Consider the following 14770-nt stretch of genomic DNA (forward strand, 5'->3'; position numbering starts at 1 on the left):
AGCAGTAGGGCGGGCGCAACCCGCCGAACAGAGGTTGGCTTCGGCCATGATCGGCGGGTTGCACCCGCCCTACGTTTCGTCCCGACGCAGATCCGGCGGAATCGGCAGATTGCTCAGCGGCTCGGGACGCTTGCCCTTGCCGGCGCGGTACTGCCGCAACTGATAGACATAAGCCAGCACCTGCGCAACCGCCAGATAAAGACCGGCCGGGATTTCCTGCTCCAGTTCTGTGGAGTAATAGACCGCCCGCGCCAGCGCGGGCGATTCGAGCACAGTCACCTGATGTTCCTGAGCGATCTCGCGAATCTTCAGGGCAACGAAGTCGCCACCCTTGGCCACCAGCTTCGGCGCGCCACCCTTGCCGCCGTCATATTTGAGCGCCACGGCAAAGTGGGTCGGGTTGGTGATCACCACATCAGCCTCGGGCACGGCCTGCATCATGCGCCGCTGGGCAGCCTCGCGCTGCAGCTGTCGAATCCGCGATTTGACCTCGGGCTTGCCCTCGGCGTCCTTGTATTCGTCCTTGACCTCCTGCTTGGTCATCATCAGCTTCTGCTTGTTGTCCCAGAGCTGGAAGGGAATATCCACTGCGGCGATCAGGATCAGCCCACAGGCCATCCACAATGCACACCAGCCGACAATTTCCGCGCTATGAGCGATGGCCAGTTCCAGCGGCTGCTTGGCGATGGACAGCAAGTCATCCTGATAGGCATTGAGCACCAGCAGCGCCACCGTCAGCACCACCAGGAATTTGCCGAGCGCCTTGAGCAGCTCCACCAGCGCCTTGGCCGAGAACATTCGCTTGAGGCCCGCGCCGGGATTCATTCGGCTGAACTTCGGCGCCATAGACTTCGCTGAAAACAGCCAGCCACCCAGCGAAATCGGACCGACGATGGAGACGATCAGCAACACGATGAGCAGCGGCATGATCGCCTCCAGTGCAATCATGCCGCTGCTCATCAGCAACCTGACCATTGAGCTTTCATCCAGCAATACTTCGCGGCTGAGATCGAAACTGCCCTGCATCATCATCATCAGGCTGCTGGCCAGGCCAGCACCGGAGGCCAGCAGACCACCGATCCCACCCAGGGTAACGGCCACCGTGTTGAGTTCACGGGAACGCGCAAGCTGTCCTTTCTCACGGGATTCACGCAGCCGTTTGGCCGTGGGTTCCTCGCTTTTGTCGGTGCCGTTTTCGTTCTCAGCCATACACGGCCTCCCGGCGAATTGAAGAAGACAGCCGCATCAGCGCAACCCAATCAGCTCGCGCAACATCGCAAGCGCCTCACTGACGAAAGTCTGGTACTGCGCCAGGATATCGCTCATGCCGAGCCAGACGATGACCAGGCCCAGCACCAGCGTCAGCGGAAAACCAATAGAGAAAATGTTCAGCTGAGGTGCAGCCCTGGTCATCAGGCCGAAGGCGAGGTTGATCACCAGCAGCGCGGTAATGGCCGGCAGCACCAGCAACAGGCCGGCACCCAGCACCCAGCCGAGCTTACCCGCCACTTCCCAGAAATGATTGGTGCCGACCAGCCAACCGCCAATGGGCAGGGTGACGAAGCTCTCGGTCAGGATTTCCAGCACCACCAGATGGCCATTCATGGCCAGGAACAGCAGGATCACCAGCATATTGAAGAACTGCCCGAGCACCGGCACCGAGACACCATTGGCCGGGTCGACCATCGAGGCGAAGCCAAGGCCCATCTGCATGGCCAGCATCTGCCCGGACACGATGAAGACCTGAAAGAACAGTTGCAGCACGAAACCCAGCATTACCCCGATGAGAATCTGCTCGGCGATCAGCATCAGTGCCTGCCCACTCAGTGCCTCCACCACTGGCACGGCGGGTAAGCCCGGCACCAGCACCACGGCAATGGCGACCGCCAGATACAGGCGCACCCGCATCGGCACCAGCTGGGTACCAATGATCGGCATGCTCATCAGCAGCGCCGCAATGCGAAACAGCGGCAGCAGAAACTGCCCTACCCAGGCGCCGATCTGCGCATCGCTCAGGGCAAACATCAGCCGATGATCAACGGAATGTTCTGGATCAGGTTCTCGGTGTACTCCATCAACGTGCGCACCAGCCAGGGTCCCGTCCAGATCAGCGTCATCAGCATGATCAGCAGACGCGGCAGAAAGCTGAGGGTTTGTTCGTTGATCTGGGTGGCGGCCTGAAACATCGCCACCAGCAGCCCCACCAGAAGACTCGGCATTACCAGCACACCGACGATCATGGCGGTCATCCACAACCCACCGCGAAACAGATCGATCGCAACTTCGGGTGTCATCGGCGTACTCCCTAAAGTGTTCCGAAACTGCTGGCGAGGGTGCCAATGATCAGTCCCCAGCCGTCAACCAGCACGAACAGCATGATCTTGAACGGCAACGAAATGATCAGCGGCGAAAGCATCATCATGCCCATCGCCATCAACACGCTGGCCACCACCATGTCGATGATCAGAAAGGGAATGAAGATCATGAAACCGATCTGGAATGCCGTTTTCAGCTCGGAGGTGACGAACGCCGGCACCAGGATGGTCAGCGGTGTGCTTTCTGGCGTCTGGATATCGGTGCGCCGGGACAACCGCACGAACAGTGCCAGGTCACTTTCACGTGTTTGCGCCAGCATGAAGCCCTTGAGCGGCACTTCAGCACGGGCAATCGCCTCCTGGGCCGACAACTGTTCGCTCAGATAGGGCTGCACCGCCTCGTTGTTTATCCGCTCGAATATCGGCGCCATGATGAACAGGGTGAGGAAGATCGTCAGGCCCACGAGGATCTGGTTCGATGGCGTCTGTTGCAGGCCCAGCGCCTGACGCAGGATGGAGAAGACGATGATGATGCGGGTAAAGCTGGTCATCAGCATGACGAATGCCGGGATGAAGCTCAGCGCCGTCATGATCAGCAGGATCTGCAGGCTGACCGAGTATTCCTGCTGCCCCTCGCCATCGGTGCTCAGGGTAATCGCCGGGATCGACAGGGGGTTGTTGCCCTGGGTAATCAGCGAGCCGACATCCTGGGCCACGGCGAGCGGCGCGATCAGCACCAGCATGATCGCCAGCAACAATCGAAGCATCAGGGCTTGTCCTTTTGATCCCGGCCAAGCAGCTCCATGAGGCGCTGGGCGAATTCCGGGTTGGCGGGTTCGGCGTCCGGCAGATGTACCGGCTCTTCAAGTACATGCAAGGGCGTAATACGACCGGCGCTCAAGCCAAGCAGTATCTGCTCGCTGCCGACCTGCACCAGCAACAGGCGCTCACGCGGGCCGAGGGCATGACTGGAAATCAGCTTGATGGCTTGATTGCTACGCGGGTTGAACTGCTGCATCCGTCGCAACCCCCAGGCCAGCAGAAAGATCAAACCGATGACCAGCAACAGACCCAGCAGCAGCTTGGTCATCTGTCCGCCCATATCGACGCCGCTCATATTCGCCGATGGCTCGGCCGCCATGACCGGCAGGGCCAGCAGCAGTGTGAGAAAGGCCGGAACCCGCATCTCAGCGCAACTTCTTGATGCGTTCGCTCGGGCTGATCACGTCAGTGAGACGGATGCCAAACTTCTCGTTCACCACCACCACCTCACCATGGGCGATCAGGGTACCGTTGACCAGCACGTCCAGCGGCTCACCGGCCAGTCGATCGAGCTCGACGACCGAACCCTGGTTGAGCTGCAGCAGGTTGCGGATGCTGATTTCCGTACTACCGACTTCCATGGAAATCGACACCGGGATATCAAGAATCACGTCCAGATTCGGCCCCTCGAGCCCGGCCGGATTCGCGCTCATCTTGGGGCTGCTGCCAAACTCCTCCAACGGTGCACGCGGCGGTGCTGCAGCCGCCGGAGCCGCTGCCGGCCCCTGATTCAGCAACGCATCGATATCGTCCTGATTGGCATCACCCGCCTCGGCCAGTGCCGAAGCCCATTCATCGGCAAGCGCCTGCTCATCAGCGGATGTGTTTTCGTGTTCGTCTGCCATCGCAAATCCTCGACCGGCTGGTAATGGTTAAGGCCTGAATCAGCGTGATCGCATCACGGATTCCAGCACCTGCAGGGCCAGGTTGCCCTTGTGCGCGCCGAGCTTGACCTTGAAGGCCGGCATGCCATTGGCGCGCAGGATCATGTCTTCGGGCATTTCCACCGGGATAACGTCGCCCGGTTGCATATTGAGGATGTCACGCAGCTTGAGCTGGCGCCGCACGACGGTGGCACCAAGCGGTACGCTGACGTCAAGGACATCCTCGCGCAGGGCCTTGGACCAACGCTCGTCCTGGTCACTGACATCCGACTGGAAACCGGCATCGAGCATCTCTCGGATCGGTTCGATCATCGAATACGGCATGGTCACATGCAGATCGCCGCCCCCACTGTCGAGCTCGATATGAAAAGTCGAAACGACCACCACTTCACTGGGGCTGACGATATTGGCCAGCGCCGGATTCACTTCCGAATGCACATACTCGAAATTGACGTCCAGCACCGCATGCCAGGCTTCCTTCAAATCGACGAATGCCTGCTCCAGCACCATGCGTACGACGCGTAGTTCAGTAGGCGTGAATTCGCGACCTTCGATCTTGGCGTGACGACCATCACCGCCGAAAAAATTGTCCACCAGCTTGAACACCAGCTTGGCGTCGAGAATGAACAGGGATGTCCCGCGCAGCGGCTTGATTTTCACCAGGTTGAGACTGGTCGGTACGTACAGTGAATGCACGTACTCGCCGAACTTCATCACCTGCACGCCGCCGACCGAAACATCCGCCGAACGGCGCAGCAGGTTGAACATGCTGATACGCGTATAGCGGGCGAAGCGCTCGTTGACCATTTCCAGCGTGGGCATGCGACCACGGACGATGCGGTCCTGACTGGTCAGGTCGTAGCTCTTGATGCTGCCCGGCTCGGCATCGCCTTCGGTATCGACCAGACCATCGTCGACCCCATGCAGGAGTGCGTCGATCTCGTCTTGCGAGAGCAGGTCTTGAACAGCCATCTGCGGGGCCCCTATTGAAGTACGAAGTTGGTGAACAGCACTTGCTCAATGGCCAGTTTGCCGATTTCCTTCTGGGCCAGCTCCTGAACGCTGGCGGTAGCCTGCTGGCGCAGCATCTCCTGCCCTACCGGAGTGGCCAGCGAAGCAAACTCCTGACTGGAAAACAGCATGACCAGTTGATTGCGCAACAGGGGCATGTGTTCCTTCAACGCATCCAGCGCCGCCTGATCACGCGACATCAGGGCCACGCTGACCTGCATGTAGCGCTGGCGACCCCCGTTGTTGCTGAAATTGACCACGAACGCCGGCATCAGTACTTCATAGATCGCTGCCTGACGCTGAGGTGCCGCCTGGGTAGCCGCCGCATCCGGATTGGCCGGCTCACCCCTGTTCATGAAGTACAGCGTACTGCCCACCGACAGCCCAACGGCCATCAACAGGCCGAGCACGACCAGTACGATCAGCTTGAGTTTGCGCTTGCCATCTGCCGGAGCCGCCGCAGCGGGACTCGCTATATCCGGGGGTCCCTGTGTCTTAGCCATGCCAAATATCCGTCATCACGCGTGAGTTCACTTCATGAAGTGAGTTGGGAGCAACTGCTGTGCCAAAGTATCGATCAGTGGGGATGCACAGTAAATGATTCGACTGCCTGCAGAAGCCCTGAAGAAAGAACCGCGCATTATCCCCGTAAAACAAAAACCGGGCACCAACAGCCTGTTGGTGCCCGGTTTTTTGTGAATCGCAAAGGCGTCAGGCGTAGTAATCGACCAGGCCGCGTCTATCTCCGACAGAACCGCCGATGACCTCCATCGCCCCCTGAACCACCTCGCTTTCATCGCCGTCCAACCCGACAAGAGCGCCGCGCCCTTCACGCGAACCGGCATCGCCTTCGCCCTGTCGGCCATGTGCAGACTGGTCCGAGACGTTCACATCCATGCTCATGCCCTGCTGCGCAAACATGTCGCGCAAGCGCTGCATCTGCCCTTCAAGCGCGTCACGAACACCGGCGTGAGGGCTGAGGAAGGTCACCTGGCTGTGCTCCTTACTCATGTCGATGCGAATTTCCATGCGCCCCAGCTCGGCCGGATCAAGCTGGATCTCCGCCGACTTGAGATTCTGACTCGAGAGCCACATCACCCGATCAACCACCGCCTCGCTCAGGCCGGGATGCTGCATCTGCAGCGGCTGCCCCGGAACCAGTACCGGACGTTGCTGTAGCTGCTGCAAATTCTGCTGAGTCATCGCCTGAGTCAGGGCGTTGAGCCGGTCGGGCGCCGCATCAGCCGTGCTGCTGCGGCTCTCCTTCGCCATGGGCTGCTGATCGAGCAGCTCGGCAGTCTCCTCTTCAAGCGAAAACGTCTCACCGTCTTCATTAACCATCTGGCTCGAAAGCATCTTTGCAGAAATGTATGTTTCAGCTTCCGTACCAGCCTCACCTTCTACCGAGCCTTGTGCAGCCACCCCCTTCTGCGCTGCTGTCTGAACATCGATCAGCGGACGCTGTGGCAGTAACGATTCCTCGGTTTCCAGCGTGGCATCCGTTGCCGCCATTGGCACCAGGCCCTGCGGCAATGCTGTCAGGAACTCGCCACTTGGCGCCGATGGCATCTCATCCACACCTTCGGCTTGCCCACCCATCCCCAGTAACAGCAACGGATCGAGCTCAGCTTCAGCGTCCTGCTCCCCCCCTTCGGACACCGGCAACTCGTTGCCAGCCTCGGCGAGGGACGGCGACTGGGCGCCGCTTTCCTCGGCAGCTTTGTCTACCGGCTTGTCTTTGCCGGATGCATCACGCGTGGCAGTGGCAGCGCCACCCTGACGCTCCACCGGCTTGCCCTGGCGCTCCCTGGCATAGACCTCGGAAAAGCTGGAAGAGTCGTCCCGACCGGCTTGCGAGGCATCCCTGGAAGAGGTGCTCGCAGTCCTGGCGACCGTTGCCGGCGCCTTGATGTTGAGCATTAAATCGGGAGAAACGGCCATGGAAATTTCCGCTCAAAGTAAAAAGTTGAATTGCGTGAACCAACATCAAGCAAACTCCGGGCCACTCACCCAGAGATACCGGAGCACCGCCTCTTAGACAGGCCCGCAGAAACGCTGGCGCTCGGCACGGTAGAGAATCCGCACGATGGCGAATTCGCGTTCGATTTGTTCGATCAGCGCGGAGGCCTCTTCAAGCTCGCCGCTCTGCGCAAGCGCTTCCAGATCGTGGCAACGCTCCGCCAGCAGGGTGGCACCCATGTTGCTGCAACTGCCTTTGAAACTGTGCGCAGCCTGACGGAGGCGCTCTGCTTCGCCACTCCCACAGGCCACCTGCAGCAACCGCAGCCGCTCCTCGGAATCGCTAAGAAAGGTATCCAGCAACTGCGGGTACTCAGCCTCCATCACCTGCTGCAGTGCCTGCAAGACAGCAATATCCAGATGATCGGCCACAACTGCTCCCGGTTGAAACTTGGTAACCGCCACTTCGAGCCACCCATATCGTCAACTATTTGACAAACAGCAATAATCCGTCACAGGAACATTTCACTCCTGCCTGGAACGCCCGGCCAGACGCTGTGAAAACTCGTCAAGCAGCTTCTGCTCTCGCTTGTCGGCCGCTGTTCTTGCCTCTTGCAGATAACGCTCGACCAGCTTGCGCAAGCCATCAAGCCTGGCACGGCGCTGCTGCCATTGCTGGCGCAGCTTGTCCAGATTGGCCTGGTGCCAGTCCACACTGCGCTGCTGCTGGCCGATGGCCGATTCGAGCTGCGAGAGAAAGCGCTGATAGTTGACCAGCCACTGACCGGATACACCCTGACTGCCCTGCGTCATCCATTGCTGCTGGTAATCAGTAAAATACTGGCGCAGCTCACCCAGCTTGGCTTCTGCCTGGGAAAGCTGCATCTGCCCCTGACCGAACAGACGTGCCGCCTCATGTTCGGCGCGCTCGGCCATATCGATCACCGGCGCCAGGCGTGCCGCTCGACTCGCAGGCAAGAATTAACCGCCTGACCGGGGATTGAACACGGTAGCCAGCATGGCTTCACTCTGCGCCAGGTGCTCAGCCTCATCGAGCCCCTGGCGCAGATAACCGACCATCTCCGCTTGGTGAGCAATAGCCAGGTCGGTTTCGGGGTCGCCACCAGGCACATAGGCGCCAACACTGATCAGATCGCGGCTTTGCTGGTAGCGCGACCAGAGTTGCTTGAAGCGCTGCGAATGGCGCACATGTTCGGCGCTGACCACTTGCGGCATCACCCGACTGATGGAGGCTTCGATATCGATGGCCGGGTAGTGACCTTCCTCGGCCAGGCGACGAGACAGCACAATATGACCATCAAGCACACCACGCGCGGCGTCGGCGATGGGGTCCTGCTGATCATCACCTTCCGACAGAACCGTGTAGAAGGCCGTGATCGAACCACCGCCCTCTTCGGCGTTGCCGGCGCGTTCCACCAGACTCGGCAGCTTGGCGAACACGGAGGGCGGATACCCCTTGGTCGCTGGCGGCTCGCCAATGGCCAGGGCGATTTCACGCTGGGCCTGGGCAAACCGTGTCAGCGAATCCATCAACAGCAGCACATTCTTGCCCTTGTCGCGAAAATATTCGGCGATGCGGGTGCAGTACATGGCCGCGCGCAGGCGCATCAACGGCGCTTCATCAGCCGGCGAAGCGACGACCACTGAGCGCTTGATACTCTCCTCGGTGAGGATGTTCTCGATGAACTCCTTGACCTCACGACCCCGTTCGCCGATCAGCCCTACAACGATGATGTCGGCCTCGGTGAAGCGGGTCATCATGCCCAGCAACACCGATTTACCGACGCCGGTGCCTGCAAACAGGCCGAGACGCTGGCCGCGCCCGACCGTGAGCAAACCATTGATGCTGCGAATGCCCACGTCCAGCGGCTCACTGATGGGGTGACGCTTGAGCGGGTTGATGACCGGACCATCCATTGGCACCCAGTCCTCGGCTTTCATCCCACCCTTGCCATCCAGCGCCCGTCCGGCACCGTCAAGCACCCGCCCCAGCATCGACATGCCCATGGGCAGGCGCCCGGTATTGGCCAGCGGCACCACGCGAGCACCCGGTGCGATACCGGCCAGACTGCCGACCGGCATCAGGTAAAGCTTGTCGCCGGAGAAACCCATCACTTCAGCTTCGACCTGGGTAGGCTGGTAACTGTCCTGGTTGATCACCAGACAGCGGCTACCGACAGCTGCGCGCAACCCTTCGGCCTCAAGAGTCAGGCCGACCATACGCAACAGCCGACCCTCAAGGATCGGCTGGCTGGGCAATTTGATCGCCTCGCCGTAAATCTCGAGGCGCCTGGCGAAACTGACCCGTTCAAGGCGCATCGGAGCCCTCCACCGCCGAATCCAGATCCAGATCCAGATGCAGGTCCGCCTCGGGTGGGCTGGTAGCGTTCTCGCGCTGCTGCTCGAACAGCTGCTTGATGGCTTGCGCCAGCCGCGTTTCGATACTGGCGTCGATACGACTGTGTTCGGTTTCGATCCGGCAGCCACCGGGCAGCAGGTCTGCGTCCTCGACGATCTTCCAGCTCTCCTCGTGGCGCTCACGCAGCCCCTTGATCAACTCGAAGTCCTGCGGATTGATATAAATACGGATATTGCCGGCCCCCATGGGCAGCAATTTAAGGGCTTCGCGCAAGACCTGATGAAGCTGACTGGAATCGATTAGCAGGTCACGCTGGATGACCTCGCGGGCCAATTGGCTGACCAGCGTGACCATGGCGTGTTCAAGATTGCGATCCTGCTCGGCAATGGGATCGAGGAGTTGTGTCATCACCCGTTCCAGGCTGTCGAGCCGGGGCGCCAGGGCTGCTTCAGCCTCCTGCCGGGCCTTGAGCTGACCGGCATGAAAACCATCCTTTTCGCCAGTACTGAAACCCTCGTTGTAGGCTTCCTGACGAATCGCCTCCAGCTCATCGAGGGTCAGCGGCTTGACCTCCTCGACAGGCACATCTTCGCTGCGGGAAAGCTCTTCGGCGTCAACCGGCTCGTCCTCGACAGAAGGCGGAGGTTCCTGGCCCGGCTCGTCAAAACTCGGCAGGGCCCAGCGATCGAAGACGTTGATGTCCTTCGCACGAATGACGTCGCTGGGGTTTTCCCTGGACATGGTTTAGATCATCTCTTCGCCGCCCTTGCCACCGAGCACGATTTCTCCGGCTTCGGCCATGCGGCGGGCAATGGTGAGGATTTCCTTCTGGGCGCTCTCGACTTCACTGATGCGGACCGGCCCCTTGGCTTCCAGGTCGTCACGCAACAATTCGCCAGCACGCTTGGACATGTTCTTGAACACCTTCTCCTTGATCGCCTCGTCGGCACCCTTGAGCGCCATCACCAGCACCTCGGAGGATACTTCACGCAGCAGCGTCTGAATGCCCCGGTCATCGACGTCGGCCAGGTTGTCGAAGACGAACATCAGATCTTCAATCTGTGCCGAGAGGTCTTCATCGATGTCACGAATGGCGTCCATCAACTGGCCTTCGACCGAACTGTCGAGGTAGTTCATGATGTCGGCGGCGCGCTTCACGCCGCCCAAAGTAGCCCGGCTGGTGTTGGAGTTGCCGGAAAACTGCTTCTCGAGAATCTGGTTGAGTTCCTTCAAGGCCGCCGGCTGCACGGTATTGAGCGAGGACACGCGCAGGACGATATCCAGCCGCGCCTTGTGATCGAAATGCGACAGCACCTCACCGGCCTGATCCGGATCGAGGTAGGCCACGACGATGGCCTGGATCTGCGGGTGCTCGTAGCGAATCACGTCGGCGACCGCGCGCGGCTCCATCCACTTGAGGCTGTCCAGACCGCTGGTATTGCCGCCCAGCAGGATCCGGTCGATCAGGCCGCCGGCCTTGTCTTCGCCCAGCGCCTGGGTAAGCATCTTGCGGATATAACCATCGGAACCCACGCCGAGACTGGTCTGATCGCCAACGATCTCGACAAACTCGCTCATCACCCGCTCGACCTGATCGCGATGGATGTTGCGCATCTGCGCCATCGCCGTGCCCACGCGCTGCACTTCCTTGGGGCCGAGGTGGCGCAGCACCTGCGCGGCATCGGCTTCGCCAAGGGACAGCAGCAGGATTGCGGCCTTGTCGACCTTGTTCAGCTTGGTGGCAATACGGGCATCACTCATCGGCGTTGATCCACTCTTTGACGACCTGGGCCACCCGGCCCGGGTCCTCGGCTACCAGATTCTTGATGGCATTCAGTTGCGCATCGTATCCCTCGCTCGGGCTCGGCAGCATGATGCTCTGCGGACCGCTCAGGCTGACCCGGTCGCTGGACAGCGCACCCTCGGCGTCCATATCGCCCAGCTCGGCGTCACCACCAACCGACTGCAATTCCTTGCCCTTGCCGGCATGGGTCAGGCCTTTAAGTACCGGGCGCAGTACGCCGAACACCAGCACCAGGATGAACAGCACGCCGAGCACCTGTTTGACGATGTCCCAGAACCAGGGCTGCGAGTAGAACGGCGGCTCTTCAAAGGCTTCGCCGAAGGAGTCAGGCGCAAAGGGCGCGTTGATCACACTGACGCTGTCGCCACGGCTGGCATCGAAGCCCACGGCATCCTGCACCAGACGGGTGAAGCGCGCCAATTCTTCGGCGGTTCGCGGCACCCGTGTCGTTTGTCCGTCAGCGGCAATCACAACCTGGTCATCCAGCACCACGGCAACCGACAGGCGGCGCAGGCGACCCTGCTGCTGCTTGGTGTAGCTGATGGAGCGATCCAGCTCATAGTTGCGCGTCGATTGCTCGCGCTTGTCTGCCGGATAAGGCGCCAGCATCGGCTGCCCGGTCACAGGGTCCATGACCTGCTGGCCATTGGCGTCCAGCAGCGGCTGCCCGGGCGCAATGGCGCCGGCCGCGGCCTGCCCGGCCAAGGCATTTTCCGGCGCTGCGGCGGGGCCGGGTGGCTGGTTGCTCAATGCCCCTGGCACGCCCTGCGGGCCGAGGCTGCTCTGGCGCTGCTCATTGACGCTTTGCTCGCTGCGCAGCGCCGGCTGATCGGGGTTGAAAGTTTCCGAGGTTGACTCGACTGCGCTGAAGTCCACATCGGCGGACACTTCGGCCTTGTAGCGGCCACTGCCCAACACGGGCTGCAGGATATTGTGCACGCGCTGGGTGTAGAGGCTTTCCATGCGGCGACTGTAATCGAACTGCTTGCCGGCCATGCTCAGCTCGGTCAGCTCCTGCTGGTCGGATAGCAGGTTGCCCTTCTGGTCCACCACGGTGATCTGGGACTTGTGCAGCTCCGGCACGCTGGTTGCCACCAGGTTGATGATCGCCATGACCTGGCTCGGCTCAAGGCTGCGCCCCGGATAGAGTTCCACCAGTACCGAGGCACTGGGCTTGCGTTCGTCGCGAACGAACACCGAGCTTTTCGGAATGGCCAGGTGCACACGCGCACCCTTGACGTTGTTCAGGCTGGAGACGGTACGCCCCAGCTCGCCTTCCAGGCCCCGGCGATAACGCGTGGCTTCCATGAACTGACTGGTGCCGAGCCCCTGCTCACGGTCAAGAATTTCAAAACCAATGTTGCTGTCAGCAGGCGCGATCCCAGCGCTGGCCAGCCGCAGTCGTGCACGGGCGAGATCGCCCGCCTTGACCAGCAAGGCGCCGGAAGTGGGCTCTACGGTATAGGTGATATCGGCTGCCGCGAGGGTTTCCATGACCTGGTTGGCATCCATGCCGGCGAGACTGCCGAGCAGCGGACGATAATCCGGCTGCTGCGACCAGAGCACCACGGCAAAGCCAATGGCGACACTCGCAGCCAGCCCGACGAGCAGGCCGATCTGCCGCAGCATCGACATCTCGGAAAGATTTTCCAGGAAGGACAGGCCAAGCAGAGGCTTCTTCGGCTCACCCGAATCAACCGTCACTGGAACCTTGCCAAGCGCGTCAGCCATTGTTCAACCCTGCCTCAAACCGGCATCTGCATGATGTCTTGATAGGCCTGGACCAGCTTGTTACGAACCTGTGTCATGGCCTGAAAGGAAACGCTGGCCTTTTGCGAAGCGATCATGACATCCGTCAGATCGATACCGCCCTGCCCCATCTCGAAGGCAGTAGCCAGCTGATTGGAGGCTTGCTGGGTTTCATTCACTTTATTGACCGCCTGCCCGAGCATCTCGGAAAAGCTCGGCGCACCGACCTCCGGCACTGCAGGCTCCGGCCTGGAACGCGCCATGGCATCAGTCTGCATGGCCCGCATTTCCAGCATCAATCGATTGAATTCAACACCTTGACTCATTGCTTCCTCCAACAGCTGCGGTTTTTTTGACGCATCGCAGCGAGCACGTTCGTAATAGCAACATCAATGCCAGTCCTGGAACGAAGCCACATGGAACTCGTCGGCAAATCCACGCAGTCCCTTCTGCTGCTCCCTGACGCAGGAACCGTCTTGGCGATTTACCAGCTGTAATGCCCGTCACGCTGCCGGCTGTATGGTGACGCGAGCCATCCGACCCCTTAGGCTAAAGCGCAAATAAAACCAACAAGGACAACCATGCCGGACACCGCTCGCTTGCTCTCCCGCCCACTCACCGACAGCTCGCCCTCGACGATAGTCGCCGGTTTCATCGCCATGCTTACCGGCTACACCAGCTCGCTGGTGCTGATGTTTCAGGCAGGCCAGGCCGCCGGACTCAGCAGTGGCGAGATTTCATCCTGGATCTGGTCACTGTCCATTGGCATGGCGATTTGCAGCATTGGCCTTTCATTGCGCTATCGAACCCCCGTGGTCATTGCCTGGTCGACACCCGGCGCGGCACTGCTGATCAGCAGCCTGCCCGGCGTTCCCTATGGCGAGGCCATCGGCGCCTTTATCTTCGCCTCCGCATTGATTGCCCTGTGCGGGCTGACCGGCAGCTTTGAACGCCTGATGCGTCGGGTTCCGGCGTCGCTCGCGGCGGCCCTGCTGGCCGGCGTGCTGTTCAACATCGGTATCGAGATTTTCCGTGCCGTTGAAGTACAGCCCTTGTTGGTCCTGGGGATGTTCTTCGGTTACCTGCTGGCCAAGCGCCTGCTGCCACGTTACGCAGTGCTCACCGCACTGGTTGTCGGCTGCGCGCTGGCCGGTGGGCTGGGTCTGCTGGACTTCAGGCAGCTGAGTCTGGAAATTGCAGTACCGGTGTGGACGACTCCGGCACTGTCGTTCGCGGCCATTTTCAGCATCGGCATCCCGCTGTTCGTGATTGCCATGGCGTCGCAGAACATGCCGGGGCTTGCAGTACTGCGCGCGGAAGGCTATCAGGTGCCGGCCTCGCCGCTGATTTCCATCACCGGCATCGCCTCGGTGCTGCTTGCGCCATTCGGCTCCCATGGCATTCATCTGGCGGCCATCACCATGGCCATCTGCAGCGGCCCGGAAGCGCATCCAGACCCTTCCAGGCGGTATACCGCTGCGGTCTGGTGCGGGCTGTTCTATGGCATTGCCGGTATTTTCGGGGCGACGCTGGCAGCCCTGTTCGCGTCCTTTCCGGCGGCACTGGTGCTGTCCATCGCCGCGCTGGCCCTGCTGGGGTCGATCGGCAGCGGCCTGACCCAGGCCATGCACCTGCCACGCGAGCGCGAAGCGGCGCTGATCACCTTCATGGTTACTGCATCGGGCCTGACACTGTTCGGCATCGGCTCAGCACTATGGGGGCTGGTCGCCGGCGTACTGACACTCTGGATCCTCAATGGCCACAAAACTGCGGAGTAAGGCTGGCAACGTTCGTATACCGCTATCACTTGGGCGGATACCTTGACATTCCAGCCTTCCGGCTTTGC

The 14770-nt window shown here is 60.7% G+C and carries 17 protein-coding genes; 1 reads left to right on the forward strand and 16 read right to left on the reverse strand.

The features are described from left to right. Positions 1-69: 69 nt before the first annotated feature. From flhB to fliE, 16 genes are all read right to left on the reverse strand, one after another. On the reverse strand, positions 70-1209 hold the full coding sequence (gene flhB, locus NAV32_RS03330; protein WP_256051369.1) for a flagellar biosynthesis protein FlhB: 1140 nt from the start codon (positions 1207-1209) through the stop codon (positions 70-72). Positions 1210-1245: 36 nt separating this feature from the next. After that, entirely contained in the window at positions 1246-2025 is a 780-nt protein-coding gene (gene fliR, locus NAV32_RS03335) for a flagellar biosynthetic protein FliR (RefSeq protein ID WP_256051370.1), read from the reverse strand. After that, positions 2025-2294, reverse strand: a complete 270-nt coding sequence (gene fliQ / locus NAV32_RS03340) for a flagellar biosynthesis protein FliQ (protein ID WP_256051371.1) — start codon at positions 2292-2294, stop codon at positions 2025-2027. The genes fliR and fliQ overlap by 1 nt, the downstream gene beginning before the upstream one ends. A gap of 11 nt (positions 2295-2305) precedes the next feature. Next, positions 2306-3082, reverse strand: coding sequence for a flagellar type III secretion system pore protein FliP (gene fliP, locus NAV32_RS03345; RefSeq protein ID WP_256051372.1), 777 nt, complete (start codon positions 3080-3082; stop codon positions 2306-2308). Beyond that, positions 3082-3501: a flagellar biosynthetic protein FliO gene (gene fliO, locus NAV32_RS03350; RefSeq protein ID WP_256051373.1), complete on the reverse strand. Its 420-nt coding sequence runs from the start codon at positions 3499-3501 to the stop codon at positions 3082-3084. Before fliO ends, fliP begins: the two co-directional genes overlap by 1 nt. A gap of 1 nt (position 3502) precedes the next feature. Then, complete coding sequence (fliN, locus tag NAV32_RS03355) at positions 3503-3982, reverse strand: flagellar motor switch protein FliN (protein ID WP_256051374.1); 480 nt, start codon at positions 3980-3982, stop codon at positions 3503-3505. Positions 3983-4021: 39 nt separating this feature from the next. Next, on the reverse strand, positions 4022-4993 hold the full coding sequence (gene fliM, locus NAV32_RS03360) for a flagellar motor switch protein FliM (protein ID WP_256051375.1): 972 nt from the start codon (positions 4991-4993) through the stop codon (positions 4022-4024). Between the two features lie 11 nt (positions 4994-5004). After that, positions 5005-5535, reverse strand: coding sequence for a flagellar basal body-associated FliL family protein (locus NAV32_RS03365; protein WP_256051376.1), 531 nt, complete (start codon positions 5533-5535; stop codon positions 5005-5007). Between the two features lie 208 nt (positions 5536-5743). Further along, positions 5744-6973 (reverse strand): flagellar hook-length control protein FliK, encoded by a 1230-nt coding sequence (locus NAV32_RS03370; RefSeq protein ID WP_256051377.1) that lies wholly within the window; start codon positions 6971-6973, stop codon positions 5744-5746. A gap of 93 nt (positions 6974-7066) precedes the next feature. Further along, complete coding sequence (locus NAV32_RS03375) at positions 7067-7375, reverse strand: Hpt domain-containing protein (protein ID WP_256051492.1); 309 nt, start codon at positions 7373-7375, stop codon at positions 7067-7069. Between the two features lie 141 nt (positions 7376-7516). Then, positions 7517-7969, reverse strand: a complete 453-nt coding sequence (gene fliJ, locus NAV32_RS03380; RefSeq protein WP_256051378.1) for a flagellar export protein FliJ — start codon at positions 7967-7969, stop codon at positions 7517-7519. A 3-nt stretch (positions 7970-7972) separates the two neighbouring features. Further along, a complete protein-coding gene (gene fliI / locus NAV32_RS03385) occupies positions 7973-9331 on the reverse strand; it encodes a flagellar protein export ATPase FliI (RefSeq protein ID WP_256051379.1) in 1359 nt (452 codons plus the stop codon). Then, entirely contained in the window at positions 9321-10112 is a 792-nt protein-coding gene (gene fliH, locus NAV32_RS03390; RefSeq protein WP_256051380.1) for a flagellar assembly protein FliH, read from the reverse strand. The genes fliI and fliH overlap by 11 nt, the downstream gene beginning before the upstream one ends. A gap of 3 nt (positions 10113-10115) precedes the next feature. Continuing rightward, entirely contained in the window at positions 10116-11132 is a 1017-nt protein-coding gene (gene fliG, locus NAV32_RS03395; protein WP_256051381.1) for a flagellar motor switch protein FliG, read from the reverse strand. After that, the gene (fliF, locus tag NAV32_RS03400) at positions 11125-12906 is read right to left on the reverse strand and encodes a flagellar basal-body MS-ring/collar protein FliF (protein ID WP_256051382.1); all 1782 of its coding nucleotides are present in this window, start codon (positions 12904-12906) and stop codon (positions 11125-11127) included. Before fliF ends, fliG begins: the two co-directional genes overlap by 8 nt. Positions 12907-12920: 14 nt before the next feature. After that, positions 12921-13250 carry a flagellar hook-basal body complex protein FliE gene (gene fliE, locus NAV32_RS03405; protein ID WP_256051383.1) on the reverse strand — a complete coding sequence of 110 codons (330 nt, stop codon included), beginning with the start codon at positions 13248-13250 and terminating at the stop codon, positions 12921-12923. A gap of 255 nt (positions 13251-13505) precedes the next feature. Between fliE and NAV32_RS03410 the strand changes: the two genes are divergently transcribed. After that, entirely contained in the window at positions 13506-14702 is a 1197-nt protein-coding gene (locus NAV32_RS03410; RefSeq protein WP_256051384.1) for a benzoate/H(+) symporter BenE family transporter, read from the forward strand. The last annotated feature ends 68 nt before the right edge of the window (positions 14703-14770 follow it).

It is taken from the genome of Stutzerimonas stutzeri (genome assembly GCF_024448695.1).
GTDB classification, from domain to species: Bacteria; Pseudomonadota; Gammaproteobacteria; order Pseudomonadales; family Pseudomonadaceae; genus Stutzerimonas; species Stutzerimonas stutzeri_T.

What these genes read in the sequence shown, in the direction of transcription:
- flhB (WP_256051369.1), bottom strand. Translation starts at nt 1,209, where the DNA reads ATGGCTGAGAACGAAAACGGCACCGACAAAAGCGAGGAACCCACGGCC.
- fliR (WP_256051370.1), bottom strand. Translation starts at nt 2,025, where the DNA reads ATGTTTGCCCTGAGCGATGCGCAGATCGGCGCCTGGGTAGGGCAGTTT.
- fliQ (WP_256051371.1), bottom strand. Translation starts at nt 2,294, where the DNA reads ATGACACCCGAAGTTGCGATCGATCTGTTTCGCGGTGGGTTGTGGATG.
- fliP (WP_256051372.1), bottom strand. Translation starts at nt 3,082, where the DNA reads ATGCTTCGATTGTTGCTGGCGATCATGCTGGTGCTGATCGCGCCGCTC.
- fliO (WP_256051373.1), bottom strand. Translation starts at nt 3,501, where the DNA reads ATGCGGGTTCCGGCCTTTCTCACACTGCTGCTGGCCCTGCCGGTCATG.
- fliN (WP_256051374.1), bottom strand. Translation starts at nt 3,982, where the DNA reads ATGGCAGACGAACACGAAAACACATCCGCTGATGAGCAGGCGCTTGCC.
- fliM (WP_256051375.1), bottom strand. Translation starts at nt 4,993, where the DNA reads ATGGCTGTTCAAGACCTGCTCTCGCAAGACGAGATCGACGCACTCCTG.
- NAV32_RS03365 (WP_256051376.1), bottom strand. Translation starts at nt 5,535, where the DNA reads ATGGCTAAGACACAGGGACCCCCGGATATAGCGAGTCCCGCTGCGGCG.
- NAV32_RS03370 (WP_256051377.1), bottom strand. Translation starts at nt 6,973, where the DNA reads ATGGCCGTTTCTCCCGATTTAATGCTCAACATCAAGGCGCCGGCAACG.
- NAV32_RS03375 (WP_256051492.1), bottom strand. Translation starts at nt 7,375, where the DNA reads ATGGAGGCTGAGTACCCGCAGTTGCTGGATACCTTTCTTAGCGATTCC.
- fliI (WP_256051379.1), bottom strand. Translation starts at nt 9,331, where the DNA reads ATGCGCCTTGAACGGGTCAGTTTCGCCAGGCGCCTCGAGATTTACGGC.
- fliH (WP_256051380.1), bottom strand. Translation starts at nt 10,112, where the DNA reads ATGTCCAGGGAAAACCCCAGCGACGTCATTCGTGCGAAGGACATCAAC.
- fliG (WP_256051381.1), bottom strand. Translation starts at nt 11,132, where the DNA reads ATGAGTGATGCCCGTATTGCCACCAAGCTGAACAAGGTCGACAAGGCC.
- fliF (WP_256051382.1), bottom strand. Translation starts at nt 12,906, where the DNA reads ATGGCTGACGCGCTTGGCAAGGTTCCAGTGACGGTTGATTCGGGTGAG.
- fliE (WP_256051383.1), bottom strand. Translation starts at nt 13,250, where the DNA reads ATGAGTCAAGGTGTTGAATTCAATCGATTGATGCTGGAAATGCGGGCC.
- NAV32_RS03410 (WP_256051384.1), top strand. Translation starts at nt 13,506, where the DNA reads ATGCCGGACACCGCTCGCTTGCTCTCCCGCCCACTCACCGACAGCTCG.